Origin of the sequence: Exilibacterium tricleocarpae, from assembly GCF_007004655.1 — a bacterium.
Classification (GTDB): domain Bacteria; phylum Pseudomonadota; class Gammaproteobacteria; order Pseudomonadales; family Cellvibrionaceae; genus Exilibacterium; species Exilibacterium tricleocarpae.
This window is the reverse complement of the sequence record NZ_ML660093.1, coordinates 84,253-103,430: the sequence shown is the minus strand read 5'-3', so window position 1 is coordinate 103,430 and position 19,178 is coordinate 84,253. Positions and strand designations below refer to the sequence as shown.

Here is a 19,178-nt window from a genome sequence, read left to right as displayed (position 1 = left end):
GATACAACCGCCATAATCCGGTGATAAACTGTCCAGCATGCCCGCTACTATCGACCCCTTTGACAGTCCCTCTAAAAGCTTGCATAGGCTGCATAATATCGCCGCCCTGCACGGGCTCAAGCTGGGCGTTTTGATCGCGCTGGCGCTGTTGCTCTGCGGCATCTATGTTTGGCTCGGCTCGGCCAAGTCGCGCGCAGACATCGACGTTATCGATGTCGTCGGCGAAGTCGGCGTCTCGGTGATAATCACCCTGTGGATCGGTATCCTGCTGATTGCGCGGCCGGGCGGTCGCGTCACCAATATTCTCTATGCGGGCACCGGTTGTTTCTGGTTGTCCAGCCTGCTGGATGTGATGGACGAGTTTGTGCGCGCACCGGCCGATTCACGCTGGTTCAGTTGGCTGGAGTCCCTGCCGCTGACGGCGGGGCTGGTACTGATCAGCTACGGTTTGTGGCTCTGGTACCGCGAGCAACAAGGCGTCAACCGGCAACTGCGCAGCCGCGAGCGGTTCTACCGGGAACATGCGCTGATCGATCACCTCACCCAACTGAACGGCGCCGTGTACATGACACACCAGTTGCGCCGGGAGCTGATTCTGCACAAGCACCAGGGTCAACCACTGTCCCTGGCGCTGATCGATCTCGATGACTTTGACGATTACAACCGGCGTTACGGCACTGAACAGGGCGACCAGGCCCTGCTGCATACCGCCGAATTGATCCTGCTGACCATCAGGGCCACCGACCTGGCGTGCCGCTACGCGGGTGACCGCTTTATCGTGTTAATGCCCAAAACGCCGAGCGACAGTGCACAGCTGATAGCCCGGCAACTGCACGACACGCTGAAGAATCATTATTGGCACAACCGGGCGTCGCTGAGCGCCACGGTGATCACCCTTACCGCTACCCCCACAGACAGCGCCGACAGCCTGATCGAGCGCGCCAATGACGCGCTACACAGCCACAAACGACACCACTGCTTGCGCGAGGCGATGCCATGAAGCGCGCGGGCTTTCACGGCGATGAGAAGGTCATTGCGCTGCAGGGCCCGCCGCTGACGCTGATCAAGCTCGCACAACAGCGCGGTTGCGATATCAACAAGTTACTGCGCGGCACGCGCCTGTTCAGCGAGGACCTGCATCTGCCCGGCGTGCATATCAGCCCTAACCAGTGGCGGCAACTGGTTGCCAATGCTGAACGCCTGTGCGGCGATGAAGAGCTGTGTTTTCAACTCGGCCACCGGGCCCTGTCCGACTGTGACCCGGCCCTGGACAGGCTGTTGAACAGTTGCCAGCACCTGGCCCAGTTGCTGCAGCAACTGGTGCGCTACCACCCGCTATTACAGCCCCTGACCTATATTCACGCGCGGCGCGGCAATAATACCCTGTTGTTGTTGTGCGGCGCCGATGCCAAGGGGAACAGCGGGGCTTTTCTGACCGCAGCCTTGCTGAGTTGGCTGACCCGAGTGCTAAAACGACAGTGGGGCCGGGACTATCCGCTCACGGTGGAGTTCGCCTGGCCGCAGCCGAAAGCCATACATCAGTACCAGGAGTACTTCGGTCAACAGATCGCGTTTGGCCGCTGGCAGTCGGGTATCCTGATCGCGCCGGCGGCGCTCTACCGTCCTTTTAGTCTGCGCGATCGCGAGCAGTTCGACGTTAATGCCTCGCGCTGCCGCCAACTGATACAACAGACCCGCACCAGGCACAGCCTGCTGGTACAGACCCGGCGGCTGTTGTACGCGCAACTGCACCGCCAACCCGACCGGCATCACGACAGTCCGCTCTATCTTGAACAGGTCGCCGCCTGCTTTGGTATGAGCCCGACCACCTTCAAGCGCCGCCTCAAGCGCGAGGAAACCAGCTTCCAGCACCTCCAGGACCAGGTGCGCAAGGAGGCCGCCCTCTTCCTCCTCAGGCACGAGGGCTGGAAGAACAATCAACTGGCATCCTATCTGCAGTTTACCGATGTGAATAATTTCCGCCGCGCATTTAAGCGCTGGACCGGTCTGTTACCCAGCGAGTTGAGACAGGCACACGATTGAACCCGATGGCCGGTTCAAAAGGTCAATCCACCAGCGCGGCAAACGCTTCGCGGGTAAAATTGCGGGGTGCGGCGGCAGTGACCAGTACATCGTCTTCGATGCGCACGCCGCCGAACGGCGCCAACTTGTCCACCAGGGACCAGTCGATGGCTTGGGGCTGGGACTGTCTCAGCGGCTGCAACAGACTCGGAATAAAGTAAGCGCCCGGCTCCACCGTCACCACCATGCCCTCGGCCAGGGTGCGGGTACAACGCAAGAAGCTGTGTTCCTGGGGCGGCGGCCGCAGTTGGCCCTGCCGGTCACACTGGTGCCCGCCCCGGTCGTGCACCTGTATGCCAATCAGGTGCCCGAGGCCGTGGGGGCAAAAAGCTCTGCTTAACCCCCGCGCCAGCGCCGCTTCCGGCTCGAGTTTGAACACCCCCATCTCACACAACAACCGGGTCAGCAGCGTGTGCATCGACAAGTGTAAATCCAGATAGTCCATACCGACACGGCAGCGCTGCACCAATTGTTGCTGATAGGCGTCGATGCCGGCCAGCAGCGCGGCAAAGTCTGGGTCCTGCAACGGGCCGTCAGTTTGATAGCTGCGGGTGATATCCGCGGCGTAACCGGCACAGGTGGCGCCGGCATCGATGAGAAAGGAGCGCCGCTCAGCCGGCGGCGTTTTATTGAGATGCATATGGTGCAAGACCGCCGCGTGCTCGTTCAGCGCGCAGATGTTGCCGTAGGGCAATTCATTTTCGGTGTGTTCAGTGGCCGCCAGGTAGGCCTGGTGGATGGCATATTCGGAACCGCCTTCGTGAAAGGCCGCCGCCGCGGCGCGGTGACCGCGCACCGCTATACGATTGGCTTCGCTCATACAGTCAATTTCATAGTCGCTTTTACAGGCTCTGTGGTAATCGACAATATGCAAAACCTCGGTGTTGTTATGCTGCTCGGGCCGCTGCAGTTGCCTGGCAATATCGTCACCACCCTCGGCAATCACAACGGTGGCGGCATCGATGCCGAGGCCGGCCTGCAACTGCGCACCGCTGCTGTAGTGGGCAATATCAAACGCCTCGACAATCGCCGCGGCCGGGGGTTGGGCCGGCGAGTGCCAAAAGTCTTCCACCTGCTTCACTAGTAAGCGGGGTAGCGACTGGTCCGCCTCGATGACCAGGTAGGCGTCGGGGTAGTCGGCGAGCGGCAGCCACTCCTTGAAATAGGGATTGGCTTTGAAGGGATAATGCACATCATCGCGAAACTGAACATGTTCGCTGCCGGCGTGGATAATCACTTTGCGCCAGGGGGTAATGTCGAACACCTCCCGGTAAACCGCCATTTTATTGTCAATATGCTTTGCGTATAAATCAGTCATTTGGTTTACCTGTCAGTGCTTCGGCAAATAAAGGTTTTCACCCAAAACGGGTTTTGGTGTCCTAGCCGACACGGTCTCGATCCGGGGGCCACTCTATCAAAGATCCGCTTGCGGTAACATTCACTTTACTTCAACTCTGCGTGTTGATTCACGGCCCTGCCGCCCACCTGAACACGCTACTCAACTGCAGAGACAAGCGCAAGATCGGGCCGCTCGGCCAGACCAAAGGCGGTTATTGATCGGCCGCCGTTTCCACTTCCGTAAAGATACCGCTCTGGCGGAACATAAGCCCCAGCACCGTATGCACGACCTCCAGCTCAAAACGAAACCTGCCGCCCGCCAGCGCCGTCTGCACGACGGTCGTTTTACCGGGGGTGAATAAGGATGGAATATAAAACCGGCAACGGCCCATCTGCCAAAAAAAGCGGCTGCTCTCAAAACAGATTGCGCCCTGTCGTTCTGTCACCTTAAGGCACATGCCGAAACCGCCGCCGACCACTTCCACTAAACCGGACTGCCGGCAGATACATTTGGTGGACCTGACGCGGTTGACGCGAGCACCGGGAAAATAATAAAACCGATCCCAGCACAGACCACCGACCCGCCGATCCGGATACACCTTGACGGTAACCGGCACGTCGCGGCCCTGATGCAATGACAAGGGTGTACCGATAAGACGGCACAACTGCGCCAGCAAGCGGCCGGTAAAAGACAGGCTGACATCCTGCATAACACCCCGGTAGCAAGTCGCGCGGTGGACATAACCGCAGCCAAAACGACGGCGGATATCTCCGTGCAGACGCTGCCAGGCTCGCCGTCCCAGCAGCGCCTCGTAGTTGGTCTGCAGGTCACCGGTTTGCGGATCGTCAAGCGGTGGATCGTCGGCCTTGAAATCGAGGCCCTGGGCAGCCGTTGCCGGTGGATCGGCGGAGCTGTCAGTGCGGGCTTGCGGTCCGGGGCCCTGCAAATCCACACCCCGTGAAGCGGTAATGTGCGAGTCGTTGGTTCCCCAGTCAAAGTCCTGTGAAAAGGTCGCCCGCGTGCCAGTGGTCCCGGCATCGAGGCACTGCGAATTGACATCTTGGCGGTTATTGATCAGTCGCGGGGTTTTGGGGGGCATTGTGTCTCCTTTATTTTGTTCGCGATATCGGCTTGATTTTATTTCAGTAATTTCTGTCAAGACAGAAACATTCAGGGAAATTTTTTTACCGACTTTTGGTCTTCTTACCGGGAATGAACTTGGCCACCTTGGCCCCCATTTTCATCAAGGCAACCAGCGTCGACTTCGGCAGCGCTTTCACTTGGTCAAACCAGTCACTGAGTGTGGCGACGAAAGTGAGCATCGCCGACATTTTTTCCTTTACCTCGGCAGGTGTTTCACGGTCTTCTTCCATTTCCAAAGCACACTGGCGCAGCATTGTCAGGGTCGGCTCGATCTCGCGCTTTTTCCTCTCCTCCAAAATAGTCGTCAACATCTCCCAGTTGCCGCCATTAACGGAAAAGTAATCGCGGCGGTCGCCCAGCACATGTTCTACCTTGATCAATCCCCAACTTTGCAACTCGCGAATACTGGTGCTGACGTTGGAGCGCGCCACCGACAGCATCTCGGCAATATCCTCAGCGGGCAGCGCCTGTGGCGCCAGGTAAAGCAGGGCGTGAATCTGTGCTACGGTGCGATTGACGCCCCAACGGGTGCCCATTTCGCCCCAGTGGAGAATGTACTTTTGCATCAGCGGTGTGACGGGCATTGGCATAAGTGTGGCTGTACCTTGTTCTCAGTTATTGTTGCAATCTTTTGGCGGTTGCGGTTCTCTCAGTTGCTGGTCTCAACTGCTGCAATTGTTTCAGTTGTATCAGCTATTTCTGTTATTACAGAAATAAATGTATAGCATGGCCGATCGGGTGTCAACAGCCGGGAGCCGGACATACAGGCTGCCCCAGCCAACCCCGATCGCGGACATCCATTCCAGGCTGTCCGGCGTATACCCAGTGTGATCAAACAGAAGGTGACAATCCCTTGGCGGACGCGAGTGCGGAACTGACCATCTACTATGACAGCCAGTGCCCCCTGTGTGTGAAGGAGATGCAGAAGCTGTCGGAACTCGACCACCAGCGGCGTATCCGGCTGGTAGACCTGCATGAACCACAGTTCGAACGGGACTACCCCCATATCGACCGCAACGCCGCCCTTGCGGCACTCCACGGCGAGCTGCCGGACGGCCAGGTGTTGAAGGGGTTGGATACCAGCCACCGGGCCTGGTCGCTGGTCGGCCGGGGTTGGTTGACGGCACCCTTGCGCTGGCCGCTGCTGCGGTTGGTCGCCGATGGCTGTTATCGTCTGTTCGCCCGACACCGCTACCGTATTTCGCTGTGGCTCACCGGCCGCGCCCGCTGTGACGGCAACCGCTGCGGGCCGAAGACCTGAAACCGGGGCCCGCGCCGAATAGACCTTCCTTAAGCGTAGTAGCGCCGGTTTGTCGATCGCCGCCCCAGTCGCATCGACCTCGGCTAAGCATACTGAAGGGAGGTCTGGCTCTGGCTAAAGCCTTCAGAAACTCTCGACAGCAGGGATGCTGTCGAGACCACCAAGAGTAGGCGCCTTAAGCGAAAGTAGGAGCTTTAGGCGAGTCCCCAGGGGTGGAGCGGGAAAAGGCGAAGCACTGCTTCGCTCCGCGTAACGCCCGATATATATGATGTCGGGCTGGACCCGCTCGCGGGGGTTCATCGAGGGGGCGCCTAGCCCGTGTTTATGAAGGCTTTAGCCAGAGCCAGACCGGTTAATTAGCACATATTTGCTTAAGGCCCGCACCAGTTTATCAATGCAAGCTTTTGCTGATCGGCACCGGAAACCCGGACTCCGCCGGCCAGCTTATATCCACTTCCAGGGCGTTACTCTGCTCCCTCACCGGCTGGCCGATCATCTCGTCGTAGGCACTGTGCTGGCGCAGCACCACCCGCAGGAAGCGATGGTAGCCCAGGCGCTGGCGCATATTGCCCAGGCTGAACGCCCGCACCGGCCGGCCGTCGTCTCCGTAAATCAAGTGCTCGCAACCATCGACGGCAACAAAGGCCTGGTAGAGACTGGCATCCAGCGATTCGATGATCAAGACGCCCCGCTCACTGATCTGCGCCAACTGTGAAACCTGCAATTTCATCCCCTGTGCCCCCTGGTAATCGGTCATAACCACCGCCCGGCGGCGGCTGTTGAAAAATTATAGACCATAAATGTCGGGGAGAAGGGGAAGGGGCAGCCGGCCCGGATGCCGGCACATAAAAAACGGCAGCAAACCGCGAAGCTGCTGCCGAAAGGGTTAGACCTCAATTGTCTCAGAACGTTAACGTCGCCCCCACATAGGCATAGCGGCCGCGAATATTACCGTATACATCGTTGTGATTATCACCGCCGCCACTGGTGCCGGCCGGCAGGAAGGGCCCGTCGTTGTCGAACACATTGCGCACGCCGCCATAAAATCGATAACCGGCGCGCTCGGTCTGCAGCCGGTAACCGATATTAAGGTCGTGGATCACCTCACTGTCGATATCCAGGTACAGGGGCTTCTCTGCATCCGGATTGGCCGCCAACGCCTCGCGGTACTCCTCCTTGAGGTCATTGTCGTCGTTGACTGAACCAAAATACTTCGCGCGCCAGGTCACTTTGAGATTGTTGTGGGTCCAGTCCAGTTTGAACTGCGAGCGATCCTCAAAAACCTCACTGCTATCGTCCAGTTCGCCTTTTTTGTCATCGACAACACTTTGGACACCCTGGGCAACGATCTCGTGCTTGATCACATGGGAGTGTCTATAACTGAGATCGAGCTCTCCCGGCAATCCCAGCGCCTCTAATCCAAAGCTATATCTGACCGTGGCATCGACACCTTCCACCTCGAGAGAATCCAGGTTCAATTGCCTTTGAATCAGGCCGACAATCTGGCCCTCGCTGTCGCGGGTGATATCCCTGCAAAAAGGGTTCTGCTCGCCAAAGGTCTGGCCGTCCTCGTAACACTGGCGCAGGATTTCTTCATTGGTCAGGGAATCGATGGCGTCTTCAATTTCGATAATGTAGTAATCGACAGCCAGGTTAAAATCCGGCAGAAATCCCGGCTGCCAGACGATGCCGGCGGTAACGGTATCGGCGGTTTCCTCACTCACGTCCGGGTTGCCCGCATTGGGGGAAAACTTGCCACGCGTCTCATCATCAAAGCTGCCGTTGGCTTGGATATTGGCCAGCACACCCGGCTCGGCCCGGCAGTTCTCGGCCACCACGCCCGGTGTACTGAGCGTTACGCCTATACAGATGTCGTCAAAGTTATCGGTATCGCCACGGGGCGGGGAAAAGGCCTCTGCGATATCCGGCGCCCGCAGGGCGCGATTATAGGTAGCCCGAAAGTTCAGGTCGTCGATGGGGCGCCACTGCAACCCGGTGCCGTAGCTGGTGACACCGCCGACATTGGCGAGGTCGTAGTCGGCATAGCGCGCCGAGACGTCCCAGACCAACGACTGCACACCGGGCAGGTCTGCCAGCAGCGGCACACTCACCTCGAAAAACAACTCCGTCACTTCCAGCTCACCGGAAAACATCGGCACGAAGTTGGACGAGTGACCGCCGGTGCGGTTCAGCTCGCCCGGCTCGAGACTCAATTCGTCTTTGCGATACTCGGCGCCGAACGCCACCCCAACCAGACCGTGCGGCAGTTCCCACAGGTTGCCCGTCATATAGGCCTGCAGATTGACCTGCTCCACTTCCGATTGCAGCCCCAGATTGGCGCGGATGTAGTCAGCCGCCGCCGGCGTAATGGAGCCGCGACCGAACAGATTGACCGGCACACAGCCGTTGGCCCGCGCCTCGGCGCTGGCACAGCGAATCTCGCCCCCCGGCCCCACTTCGGCATTGAGCCCCTCGGTGAGGTTGAGAATGTTGATCTCGTTGAAACGGGTTTGATCCTGCTCGTATTTGCCGTAACCGAAACTCGCCTCCCAGTCCCAGTCGCTGAAAACGTCGCCGCGCAGGCCGGCCCAAAAGCGCGTGGTTTCACGCTCGTTGACCGTGCGTTGCAGACCCACCTCGACAAAACGCCGGTCCCAGCTTATATCCCCACCTACCGCATCGGCGATCTGCTGCGGTACAAACGGATTGTTCAGAGGGATGCGGCCGGCTGCGATTAACTCCGAGGTACCATTGGCAAAATCGAACAAGGTGTGAGGATCGTTGAAATCGTCCCCCTCCGGCTCGCGCAGATTATCGGTATCGACCTTGCTGTAGGTCGCCTGGGCAAATGCCTCGAGGCCGGCGGTAATCTCATAACGCACTTTGAAAGCGGCATTCAGTCGCTCGCGCGGAATAAATATATGGTCGTCCCGGCGAAAATCGAAGCCGTCCCGATTGGTAACGAAGTCCTCGCGCAGACCGTTGTCGTCGTACCAGAAGTTATTGCCATCGAAACGCCCGCCGTCCGGGTCCGCGCTCAAATCCGCCAACTGATCGCGGGTGATCTGCGCGGCGGGCTGGTCGCCGGCGGCTGTTTCGAACACATTGACACCGTTTTCGTAATCCCAACTGGCCTGCACCAATGCCCGCACCACATCCTTGGCCTCGATACCGGATTGTTCATCGTAGTTCAGGGTCGTGAAGAAATAGCCCCTGTCGCCGGCAAACGCGCTGCCAAAACTGACATCCAGTGTGTAGTCGTGATAACCATTGCCATTGCCTTCCCCGTAGCGGGCGTCAAACTCGAAGCCCTCCTGGTTATTCTCGGTAATGATATTGACCACGCCGGCGACGGCATCGGAGCCGTATATTGACGAGGCACCGCCGGTTATATACTCCACCCGCTCGACAAAGCTCGCCGGAATGGTACCCAGGCTGACGCGATTGCCATTGGCGCTGTTGGAGACCGTGCGCCGGCCGTCGATCAGCACCAGGGTGCGATTGTCACCCAGGTTTCGCAGCTCGACGCTGGACAAGCCGGCGTTTTGCAGGTTAGCGGTAGTATTGGTCTGACTGAGACCGGAAACGACAGACGGAATTTCCAGCAGGGCATCGGTCAGCGAGTTCGAGCCGATCGACAGCAGGTCCTCTTTGTCGATACTGACGATCGGCATGGCACTGGAGAAGGTGTCGCGGCGGATGCGGGTACCGGTGACTTCCACCTCCTCCATCTCAGCGCCGGCCGACGCAGCGCCGGCAGGTTGGGCATATAACGGTTGGTTGGCTGCCGTCAGGCCGACGGCGGCGGCCATGACACTGGCCGCGAATCTGGACTTCATAGCTCACTCCCCTGGCAATGCGCACTGCGATACCAGTTATAGTTGATAGGGTCTCTTATCCATCATCTATACATCGTGACATCGTCGCCTTCCCTGCTGGTTATTATAATTACACCCCCGGTCGCTTGGTTTTTATGTCGCCACCGTGAGAGCAACTGTCAAGAGTAACCACAGTCAGTGTCATATTCCAAGTCCGAAAAGGGAAACAGTTATGCAAATATGTCATAGGTTGCCGCCAGGTGGCGCCACTCGTAGCCGTCCGAACGGAAAACTCAATACCATTCGGGCATAACGTTTGCCGCTATTAGCATCAGCCATTGGGATATTTGCTGCTATATTGGGCAATTAGACGATACCTGCAATTTTTATCTACCAGATGCCGAGTGGCGTCAGCTTTCCCCGAAGTCATACGCGCAACATCACTCGAGGTACCGCCAACTCGGCCATCTTTAAGGGAGACCGTTTTGCTCGATATTCACCTTACCCAGACCCCGCCTCCCGCAGCACACAGCGATTGCGTTGTGGTTGCCGTCGGCAGCGGCGGATTGTCCGAGTCTGCGCAGCGGGCGGACAGCCTGGCGCAGAATATAATCAGTACCTTGCTGGAGCGGGGCACAGTGTCCGGCGAATTTGGCGAGGTCGTTGCGGTGCCCCTGGCAAACACTAGCGGGCCGGATCATTTGCTGATTATCGGCACCGGCGCCGGCAGTGCAAAATCGCCGCAGGAATACCGCACCCTGATGGCCGCCGCCTGCGACCGGTTAGTACAACTGCCAATAGCCGCGGCCACCGCCTACCTCACCGAACTGGAAGTCACCGGACGGAGTGATGGCTGGAAGATCCAACAACAGGTAATCGCCGCCGGAGAAGCCATCTACCAGGTTGGCGGCGGTAAACGCCAGGTTGCCAAACAGCGTCCTTTACAGCGCCTCACCCTGGCCGGCGGTGTCGACTGCCGGGCTGCCCTGGCCCAGGGCCTGGCGATGGTGGAGGGAATCAAAACCTGCAAGGACCTGAGCAATCTGCCCGCCAATCTCTGCACACCCACCTATCTGGCCGAGCAGGCGCAAGAACTGGCACAACACCACGAACGGCTGTCGACCACGGTGCTGGACGAAGCGGCGATGGGCGAGCTGGGCATGGGGGCGCTGCTGTCGGTGGGTGCGGGCAGTGCCCAGGACTCCAGACTGGCGGTTATGCATTACCGCGGCGGCGACCCCGAGCAACCGCCCCATGTCATCCTGGGCAAGGGTATCACCTTTGACACAGGCGGTATCTTCCTTAAAAACCGCGCCGGTATGGCCATGATGAAATACGACATGGGGGGAGCGGCCGCCGTCATCGGCACCATGACCGCCGCCGCCCGTCTGGGGCTGGACCTGAATATCATCGGCGTCATCGCCTGTGCGGAAAATATGCCCGGCAGCCGCGCCACCAAGCCGAGCGATGTAGTGACATCCATGTCCGGCAAGACTGTCGAGGTGCTCAACACCGACGCCGAAGGACGCCTGGTCCTGTGCGATGCCCTGACCTATATCGAGCGCTTTACACCGGCCTCGGTCGTGGATGTGGCAACCCTGACCGGCGCCTGCGTGGTGGCCTTGGGGCAGCACTATTCGGGTCTGTTCGCCAACCGGCAGGAGTTGGCGGACCGGCTGCTGGCAGCCGGACGGGAGTCCCTGGATGAAGCCTGGCAATTGCCGCTGTCGGCGCAGGATATGTCGCAACTCGACACCGACTTTGCCGATATCGCCAATATGGGCGACGGCACCGCCGCCGCTGTGGTAGCGGCGCTGTTTCTGTCGCGCTTTGCCGGCGCCTACCCCTGGGCGCACCTGGATATCTCCGGTACCGCCAAGCGGGCTAAACCGACTGTCCGGGCCACCGGCCGGCCGGTACCGCTGTTGATGCAATACCTGCTCGACCTGCAAGCGGACAGCGGCGGCTGACTAAGCGCACACCTTGAAAACGCGGCTCCAGCCCGGCGGGTGCTAACCTCCCGGGCTTTTTTGTTATATAGTAAAAAGCAACTTTCGCCGTGAGTATGGCCGATGGAGCTCAAGTGGTTAGAAGATTTTATTTGTCTGGCTGATACCGGCAGCTTTTCCAAGGCTGCGGAAAACCGCAACGTCACCCAGTCCGCGTTCAGCAGGCGCATCAAATCTCTCGAGGAGTGGCTCGGCACCAGACTGATTGACCGCAAGTCCCATCCCGTCACGCTCACCGCCGCCGGCACCCGTTTTGTGGAAACCGCCCAGCAATCGGTGCGCATGTTTTACAAGGTGCGAGATGATTTCACCACGCAAAACCGCGGCAAGCGCCAGTCCCTGACCATCGGTATTGCCGACCACCTGTCCATTCACTTTTTTCCGTCCTGGCTGCACAACATCGAGCAGGAGATAGGGTCTTACTATTTCGACCTGCTGTCGAGTATCCGCTCCGGCATCGGCTTTTTCGAATCCCTGCGGTTTCAGGAATTTGATTTTCTGATCTGCTACAGCAGTGTCACCAAGTCGATACCCCTGCAGTCGGACAAATTCGTCTCGCTCACACTCGGTGGCGAGTCGTTGATTCCGGTTTGTGAAACAACGCTGTTACAGGAGCAACAATACTACCTGCCCGGCTCACTGCAGCGACCCTTGCCCTATATCAGCTACAAGCAGTACTCAACACTGGCAAAAGAGGTTGCCGATATCACCACTATCAGCGCCGTCGCCCCCATTTACCTCGATGTCGCCATGGAGACCAGCTCCGCAGAGAGTATCAAGGCACTGGTGCTGGAGGGCTACGGCATTGCCTGGCTGCCCGAGTCGGCGATCAGGCAAGAGTTGCAGTCCGGCACTCTGCAAGCCGTCGGCGACAGTCGCTACCATATTCCGCTGTCGATCGACATTTATCGCTATGCGCTCAACACCAAACCTGAAATCATGGCATTTTGGCACAAGCTGAGCGCTGTTTATCCGTCCGGTGACAGCGCTGCGCCCAGCCGTAGTTGACAATGAGCCGTAGTTGACAATGAGCCGCCGTTGACTGCCACCCGGACACCGGCGTCACTCGGGCGCCGGCTGCCACTGGTATGCGCGGTCGCGCGCGTGCCGCTCGAACCATTCCAACTCCACATTGATTTTAAACAGGCGATGGCGCAATTCCCGAAAGCCGTGCCGCTCCCGCGGTGCGATATACAGCTTGGTCTCCACCCCCAAATCCCGCAAGGCGCGATACAAAAGCATCGACTGGGTGGGCGGCACCCGGATATCCTTCTCGCCCACCAGGATCAAGGTCGGCGTTTTCACCTTCCACATATCTTTGAGCGGCGAGTGCTTGCGGTAAATATCCAAAGGCGCATTCTGTTGCCAGGGTGTGCCGCCGAACCAGTCGGTACGCCCGTAACGGGTATCGCTCTCGCCGTACATCGACACCCAGTCCACTGCGCCGGCGCCCGAAGACGCCGCCTTGAAGCGGTCGGTAAACGTGATAATTTTGTTGGTCATATGGCCGCCGGCACTCCAGCCCGCCTTTAGCAGTCGGTCCGGATCGGCAATCCCCTCCTCGATCAAATGATCGACGCCGGACATGACATCCAGATGGGCATTGTTAAAGTATCCCCCCACCATATCGCGCATAAACGCATCGCCTTGACCTGTGCCACCGCGGTAATTGATGGTGAAGTAGGCATAGCCCATGCCGGCGAGCACCGGAATATGGGTGCGCCAGCGGAACTGCCCGTATTGATCGGAGCTGCGCGGGCCGCCGTGGGTGTGAATCACTGTGGGATAACGTGTACCTTTTTTGTAGTCCAACGGCAGGCTCAGCAGCCCCTCCAGCGGTGTACCATCGGCGGCCTGCCAGCGCACCAGCCGCTGTTCGGGTAATCGATAGGTGCGCGACAGCTCGCTGTGCACCCGGGTCACCGGCTGCAGCTCGCCGCCGGCGCCGGGTAGCAGCCCGATATCGCCGGGGTTGGACGGCGTGGTGCGTACGAACACGTGCCGGTCGGCGGCGGCATTGTAGCGCCAGCTCTTCAATGTGTGGACAGCGTCGGTCAATTGCCGCGGCCGGCCCCTGTCGAGACCGATTTCCCACAGCTCCGAGCGCACGCCCATATTCGCCAATATATAAATCGAGTCGCCGGTGCGCGACCAGTGTGCAGCCTCGACTTCAAAGGTCTGCTCGGGCGCCAGCAGGCGCACCCGGCCGGAGGCAATAGTGACCACAAACAGGTTGGCATCGTAGTAGTACTCGCCGTCCGCATTGGTATTGGAGATAAAGAGGATATGTTTGTTGTCGGGTGATATACGTATCCTGCTCTCCGCATATTGATTGCTGGTCACGCGCTCGATGCGGCCGCCACTGCTGGGCACTGTCCATATATCGGCGCTGTGGCGGGCATCGATGGTCGCGTCGACAGCCCGGCTGAAAGCGATAAAGCGATTGTCGGGGGACAGGTCAAAATCCCTGACAAAATACTCGCCCTCAGTGATCTTCTCAATCGTCCGTTGCTCGATATCCAGCTTCCAGATATGGCGATAGCTCAAGGGTTCCTCAAAGGCAAACATATCGTCTTTTGCTTTCTTTCTGTCCTCGATTGCCTCGTCGAGGGGCTCATCGGCGAGAAAGTATAGTGAGCGGCCGTCGCTACTCCACTGATATCTCTGAATATCGGCTTTGTGATCCGACACGGCGAACGCCTCGCCACCGGCCAGCGGCAGCAGATGTATCTGCTTGTGGGAATCCCCATCACGCTTGCTGACAAAGCTGATAAAGCTGTTGTCGGGGGACCAGCCCAACTGGCTTTTCGACCGCGCATCGAACGTCAGTTGCCGCTCGGTGCCGGTGGCAGTCTCCGCCAGCCAAAGGTCGTCGACCTGGCGGTTCTTTTCCCAATCGGACACCTTTTTGATATACACCACACGGCGCCCGTCGGCAGCCACTCTCGGCGCCGATACAGAGGGCAGATTCAGTATATCCAGGGGCTGCATAGCCCTGGGTTCCGGCGCGGCCGCGGCCAACGTCGATAGAGAAAAGACAATAAGCCCATACAAAAAAACGACTCGATATACTCTATTCATATTTTTCCTGTTGGTTGTGGTTTATACAAAGGCGCGGTATTGCGGGCGCTGTTTATCGACATTAGGTTAGGTGCAATTGGCGGCGCTCGCTTTAAGCACTTAATTTTTCTGGGGTGGAGATACTTAAGCGAGGACGTGCCAATTGCCCGGCCTGCCTCAGTATTCTTAATCAAGACCCTAAGGACTGGAATGGTGGTCGATAAATTGACGCAAGTCCTATTAAGTGAGTCCACTTATTAACTGCAACGGGTTATGAACACTGCCGCAAAAGCGCCGGATTAAAGACCCTACAGTGCCGCAAACGATTTAAAACGTCCATGTAGTCTCAGCATACAGTATCCGCCCGCGCACATCGTGCACCCGATCGTCGTACGCCGGCCGCACGCCGTCGCCCAGCGACGGGGGATCGACATCAAACAGGTTGCGGGCACCCAGCTTGAAAATCAACAGCTCGCCGTCGTCGTCCCAGGGAAGCTCATAGGCGTAATTCAGATCGACACTGGTAAAACTGTCTACTTCAAAATCATCGCTCTGATCATTTTCGTAGCTGTCGATATAGCGGACAACCAGGTTGGCCGAGTGGCGGTCGAGGTTCCAGCCCATATTAGCCATCGCCCGCCACTGCGGCAGCGAGCCAAACTGGTTGGTAAAATTACGACTGCCAACACCGTCAAAAGTACTGCCATCGTCGTTGACGACTGCAAATTTGTTGACATAGGTCAGGTTCAGGCCCGCACTGAACAGGCCGAGTGCAACAGATGGGAAATCATAGTGGGTCGCCAGATCAACACCGTCGGTTTCCACCGATCCGGTGTTGATAAACTCGGAGGTAATAACGCGCAGCTGACCGGAGCCAAGCCGCTGGATCCGTGGGTCATCGGGAATACCGTTATCGGCGCAATCGTTGTCGACGATAGCCTGGGCACCCTCGTCCTGGGTAATCAGGTCTTCGTACTCGAAGCGCCAATAGTCGACACTGAGCCGCAGATCGTCCGTGGGACTGAAAATCAGGCCGAGATTGAAATTCTCTGAGGACTGCGGTTTGAGACTGTCACTGCCTTCGGTCTGCACCACGACAATACTGCCATCGCCGCCATCGCCGCATTCAAGCACCCCGGTGACCGGATTGACGACAGCGGCATCGTCGATAAACGTCGTTGCTGAGGTACGGCCGGTCTGCGGAATGGAAGGCCCCTGAAAAGCGGTGCCCCAACTCGCCCGCGCGGCCACGCTATCGTTCACCTCCCAGCGCAATGCCAGTTTGGGGTCCAGCGTCGATCCCGCCACATCACCGTAATCTTCATAGCGCAGCGCGATCGACACTTGCAGGTCATCGGTGACCGGTGCCGACACCTCGCCGAACACGGCCACAACATCCTGGTCGGCGGTGCTCGGGGCAGCACTACCCTCGGGGCTGTTTCCCAAACCGCTGACCAAAAACGGATCGGGACTGGTCTCGCGTTCATCCAGCCGGTACTGGGCGCCCACCGCCGCGGCAACGGCACCGCTGTTTATCTCAAAGAGATCGCCGGACGCCACGATATCGAGCACCTGTTGTTTGGTATCTATGCGGGCCCTCTCCTTGTGCATAACAAGCAACAGGGTCTCGCGGGAATTACCCGCGGTGCTAACGCCGTCTTTTGGCGAAACCAGATCGGGTGAAACCCTGGAGGTACCGAAGGGATTGAAGGTGCCGTCCAGCAGCGACGCATTGAGCGTAATACTGTTCCAGTTGTTCTCCTCGCGATACTTGCGCCGCGATTCCGCGTAGATGTAATTGGCGGTCAATATCCAGGTTTCAGACAGCTCGCGCTCCCCGCCCAACACCAGGCGATAATAATCCAGATCGATATTGCGGTTAAACGGCGCATCGTCGCCCCTGCCGTTGGCCTCCAGCCCCTGGGGCCGGCAGTTACACGACAGGTCTACAGCCTGGTGGATGGCGTTGTCCCAGTTCGCAGGGTCGATATAGATCAGGCTGGCGCCGCCGGGATCGGCCGGGTCGGCCACCCAAAAATTAAAGGGGTGCTCGGCGGGGATAAACAGGCTGCCCCCCTCTACCAACCCGTTGCGGTAGCTGTTGGGCCCTTGCGTGCGCTCTATATCATTGCCGGAGTAGCTGATTTCGGTAAACAGTGTGGTCGTTTCGGAAAAATCGTATTCCGCCTCGGCAAACACCTGCAAGCGCTGCTCTTCCGGCAGTATGGCGACCTGGTCGGCAAAGTTGTAGCGGCAGTTCTCGCCCCTGATAACACCGCCCGCCGCCTCGCAATCAGCATCGATATGCGGGTTGCCAAACGCCGTAATCACCCCGTTCGTATCGGTCACCGCCGGGCGATAGGTGCCGGGGGACCCCTGGCCGGAAATCAATCGCGACCGGGTCAGGTCACCGTCGCCGTGAATTCGCTCCACCAGCCAGTCAAAGTCCGTGCGGTGATTGCGTGTTTGCCCATAGAAAGTGGCGTAGAGATTGAATATCGCTGTGTCTGTCCTGACGCCGGTTGCGAGGTTAACGGAATACGCCTCGTTGGAGGCATCCTGGTAGCGGGCCGACAGTTCAAAGCCTTCAAATCCTTTGCGGGTGATGATGTTGACCACACCGCCCACCGCATCGGAGCCGTAAGTGGTCGAGGCGCCATCGGTTTGCACATCGACCCGCTCGATCATGGCCAGGGGTAACTGTTTATTATCGAAAAACAGGTTGCCGCCGGCATCGGGAACCGTGGAGATGCCACCGCGGCGCCCATTGATCAGGGTCAGGGTCGAGCCCGCCCCGAGGTTGCGGATATTGAATTGACTGGTGCCAATCAGGCCGCCGGTTTCCTGTGAGACAATGCTGCCGGCATTGACGGTCAACCCCGCCGCCAGGTCCACCAGATCCGCCACGCCCTGTGCTTTGAACGCCTCTTTATCGACGACCGTTAACGGCGAGCTGCCCTCGTAGCCGGTTTTTTTCCGGATATGGGAGCCGGTCACGGTAACTTCCTCTATAACATCATTGGCGGCGGCCGACTGCCCGGGTAAAGCGCCCCATAGAAGCAGCAAAACCGCTGCCGTTAGCGGACCTTCGTTGTTGGAATGCATGACTTTTCCCGTTATGGATTATTATGTTGGACAACGATCAAGCACTCAGGGCAACATCGATACCGCCATTAACCCTGCGTATAGTCAAACCCTCCAGCGCTACGCTACTGGCGATTGATCGATTATAAAAGTCACGCAGTGGGCAGCAATGCTGTTTATGGCAAGAATTAGACGGAAAAATCATAGGGATCGGCCTGAACCGATCGGCAGTATCGACTTTGGCGGCAACGGGGGCCTTGATGCAGCCCTGCTAGAAGTGTTGCCGAGGCGCTAGCAGCCCAGATATTTTTTATTAAAATCAATAAGTTAAATCAATTATTCGAAACCTGATGACACGGCCAGGGAAGCCTGGCCGCTATTTACTGTATCACCGTTACCCACTTGTTTAAGAGAACATCAAACCGCCGTTGATATCCATATTGACACCGGTAATAAAAGACGACTCACCGGAAGCCAGGTAAGCCACCGCATCGGCCACCTCGTTGGCCCCACCCTCCCTGCGCAACGGCGTGGCCGCGGCAATATTGCTGCGCACCTCGGCCTTGGTGAAGGTGTCGTGGAAGGTGGTGCTGATAACCCCCGGGCACAGGGCATTGACCCGAATATTCTTCGGGCCTAATTCTTTTGCCATTGATCGGGTAAATGTCATCACGGCACCTTTTGCCGCGGCGTAAGCGGAGGCGCCGGGGCCGCCCCCGTCCCTGCCGGCCTGAGAGGCGAGATTGACTATTGCCCCGCCCTCCGGCATCAAGGGCACCACGGCTTTGGTAAGCAGAAACGTACTGTGGAGGTTGAGCTTTATCACCTGGTCGAAAAAGTCTGCGTCCATTTCATCGATCGTTTTCCTGGCGACCAGGCCGCCGGCAACATTGACCAACATATGAATCTCCGGGCCGAAGGCGGCCCGGCACTCGTCAATCAAGCGGCCGACATCATCCGGCTGGGTCATATCGCCCTGTACCAAAATAGCCTGGCCGCCGGCGTCTTTGATCTCCTTTAACGTATCTTCAGCCGGGCCACTGCTGCCGAAGTAATTGATCGCCACCCTGGCGCCCTCGGCGGCCAGTTTGACGGAGATCGCCTTACCGATATCCCTTGCGCCACCGGTGACCACTGCTACTCTGTTTTTGAATTTCATAATGCCTCCACATAATTATTTTTTAACCAACGCCAATGTGGTTGGATAAAACATCTTCCGGTTTTGCGACCAGATATCCAGCTACCGGAATCTGCAGGCTACTTGGAAGACAACACCCTAAAAACTGTTTCATAGCTGCCGGACTATTGCGGCGTTATCTATCAGGCGTTTTGTCAGGCCCGGCAGCTAAGAAACAACTTCTGGATTTATCGATTGAATGATT

The 19,178-nt window shown here is 58.1% G+C and carries 13 protein-coding genes; 5 read left to right on the top strand and 8 right to left on the bottom strand.

Features of this window, described 5'->3' with window-relative positions:
• Positions 1–37: 37 nt before the first annotated feature.
• Both FKG94_RS12060 and FKG94_RS12055 read left to right on the top strand, forming a co-directional pair.
• Positions 38–1,000 carry a GGDEF domain-containing protein gene (locus FKG94_RS12060; protein ID WP_142904581.1) on the top strand — a complete coding sequence of 321 codons (963 nt, stop codon included), beginning with the start codon at positions 38–40 and terminating at the stop codon, positions 998–1,000.
• The gene (locus tag FKG94_RS12055) at positions 997–2,043 is read left to right on the top strand and encodes an AraC family transcriptional regulator (protein ID WP_142904579.1); all 1,047 of its coding nucleotides are present in this window, start codon (positions 997–999) and stop codon (positions 2,041–2,043) included. Before FKG94_RS12060 ends, FKG94_RS12055 begins: the two co-directional genes overlap by 4 nt.
• 22 nt (positions 2,044–2,065) lie before the next feature.
• On the opposite strand, the gene pepQ is transcribed toward FKG94_RS12055, so the two are convergent.
• From pepQ to FKG94_RS12040, 3 genes are all read right to left on the bottom strand, one after another.
• On the bottom strand, positions 2,066–3,400 hold the full coding sequence (gene pepQ / locus FKG94_RS12050) for a Xaa-Pro dipeptidase (RefSeq protein ID WP_142904577.1): 1,335 nt from the start codon (positions 3,398–3,400) through the stop codon (positions 2,066–2,068).
• A 232-nt stretch (positions 3,401–3,632) separates the two neighbouring features.
• Complete coding sequence (locus tag FKG94_RS12045) at positions 3,633–4,520, bottom strand: DUF4166 domain-containing protein (RefSeq protein ID WP_142904575.1); 888 nt, start codon at positions 4,518–4,520, stop codon at positions 3,633–3,635.
• An 85-nt stretch (positions 4,521–4,605) separates the two neighbouring features.
• The gene (locus FKG94_RS12040) at positions 4,606–5,154 is read right to left on the bottom strand and encodes a GbsR/MarR family transcriptional regulator (RefSeq protein ID WP_218943512.1); all 549 of its coding nucleotides are present in this window, start codon (positions 5,152–5,154) and stop codon (positions 4,606–4,608) included.
• 263 nt (positions 5,155–5,417) lie between these two features.
• Here FKG94_RS12040 and FKG94_RS12035 point away from each other — a divergent pair, with 263 nt between their 5' ends.
• Entirely contained in the window at positions 5,418–5,825 is a 408-nt protein-coding gene (locus tag FKG94_RS12035; RefSeq protein WP_246125108.1) for a thiol-disulfide oxidoreductase DCC family protein, read from the top strand.
• 391 nt (positions 5,826–6,216) lie between these two features.
• Here the strand turns inward: FKG94_RS12035 and FKG94_RS12030 are convergent, their stop codons facing one another.
• Together FKG94_RS12030 and FKG94_RS12025 are read right to left on the bottom strand one after the other, a co-directional pair.
• The gene (locus FKG94_RS12030) at positions 6,217–6,582 is read right to left on the bottom strand and encodes a DUF6482 family protein (protein ID WP_142904573.1); all 366 of its coding nucleotides are present in this window, start codon (positions 6,580–6,582) and stop codon (positions 6,217–6,219) included.
• Between the two features lie 145 nt (positions 6,583–6,727).
• Positions 6,728–9,664, bottom strand: a complete 2,937-nt coding sequence (locus FKG94_RS12025; RefSeq protein WP_142904571.1) for a TonB-dependent receptor plug domain-containing protein — start codon at positions 9,662–9,664, stop codon at positions 6,728–6,730.
• A 464-nt stretch (positions 9,665–10,128) separates the two neighbouring features.
• Between FKG94_RS12025 and FKG94_RS12020 the strand changes: the two genes are divergently transcribed.
• Both FKG94_RS12020 and FKG94_RS12015 read left to right on the top strand, forming a co-directional pair.
• A complete protein-coding gene (locus FKG94_RS12020) occupies positions 10,129–11,613 on the top strand; it encodes a leucyl aminopeptidase (protein ID WP_179957612.1) in 1,485 nt (494 codons plus the stop codon).
• A gap of 102 nt (positions 11,614–11,715) precedes the next feature.
• On the top strand, positions 11,716–12,660 hold the full coding sequence (locus tag FKG94_RS12015) for a LysR family transcriptional regulator (protein WP_142904567.1): 945 nt from the start codon (positions 11,716–11,718) through the stop codon (positions 12,658–12,660).
• A gap of 54 nt (positions 12,661–12,714) precedes the next feature.
• Here the strand turns inward: FKG94_RS12015 and FKG94_RS12010 are convergent, their stop codons facing one another.
• From FKG94_RS12010 to FKG94_RS12000, 3 genes are all read right to left on the bottom strand, one after another.
• Positions 12,715–14,733, bottom strand: a complete 2,019-nt coding sequence (locus FKG94_RS12010; RefSeq protein ID WP_142904565.1) for a S9 family peptidase — start codon at positions 14,731–14,733, stop codon at positions 12,715–12,717.
• 306 nt (positions 14,734–15,039) lie between these two features.
• Positions 15,040–17,817, bottom strand: coding sequence for a TonB-dependent receptor plug domain-containing protein (locus tag FKG94_RS12005; RefSeq protein WP_142904563.1), 2,778 nt, complete (start codon positions 17,815–17,817; stop codon positions 15,040–15,042).
• Between the two features lie 385 nt (positions 17,818–18,202).
• Complete coding sequence (locus FKG94_RS12000; protein WP_142904561.1) at positions 18,203–18,955, bottom strand: SDR family NAD(P)-dependent oxidoreductase; 753 nt, start codon at positions 18,953–18,955, stop codon at positions 18,203–18,205.
• Positions 18,956–19,178 lie beyond the last annotated feature (223 nt).

Coding starts and splice junctions, on each gene's coding strand:
- FKG94_RS12060 (WP_142904581.1), top strand. CDS start 38: ATGCCCGCTACTATCGACCCCTTTGACAGTCCCTCTAAAAGCTTGCAT.
- FKG94_RS12055 (WP_142904579.1), top strand. CDS start 997: ATGAAGCGCGCGGGCTTTCACGGCGATGAGAAGGTCATTGCGCTGCAG.
- pepQ (WP_142904577.1), bottom strand. CDS start 3,400: ATGACTGATTTATACGCAAAGCATATTGACAATAAAATGGCGGTTTAC.
- FKG94_RS12045 (WP_142904575.1), bottom strand. CDS start 4,520: ATGCCCCCCAAAACCCCGCGACTGATCAATAACCGCCAAGATGTCAAT.
- FKG94_RS12040 (WP_218943512.1), bottom strand. CDS start 5,154: ATGCCAATGCCCGTCACACCGCTGATGCAAAAGTACATTCTCCACTGG.
- FKG94_RS12030 (WP_142904573.1), bottom strand. CDS start 6,582: ATGACCGATTACCAGGGGGCACAGGGGATGAAATTGCAGGTTTCACAG.
- FKG94_RS12025 (WP_142904571.1), bottom strand. CDS start 9,664: ATGAAGTCCAGATTCGCGGCCAGTGTCATGGCCGCCGCCGTCGGCCTG.
- FKG94_RS12015 (WP_142904567.1), top strand. CDS start 11,716: ATGGAGCTCAAGTGGTTAGAAGATTTTATTTGTCTGGCTGATACCGGC.
- FKG94_RS12010 (WP_142904565.1), bottom strand. CDS start 14,733: ATGAATAGAGTATATCGAGTCGTTTTTTTGTATGGGCTTATTGTCTTT.
- FKG94_RS12005 (WP_142904563.1), bottom strand. CDS start 17,817: ATGCATTCCAACAACGAAGGTCCGCTAACGGCAGCGGTTTTGCTGCTT.
- FKG94_RS12000 (WP_142904561.1), bottom strand. CDS start 18,955: ATGAAATTCAAAAACAGAGTAGCAGTGGTCACCGGTGGCGCAAGGGAT.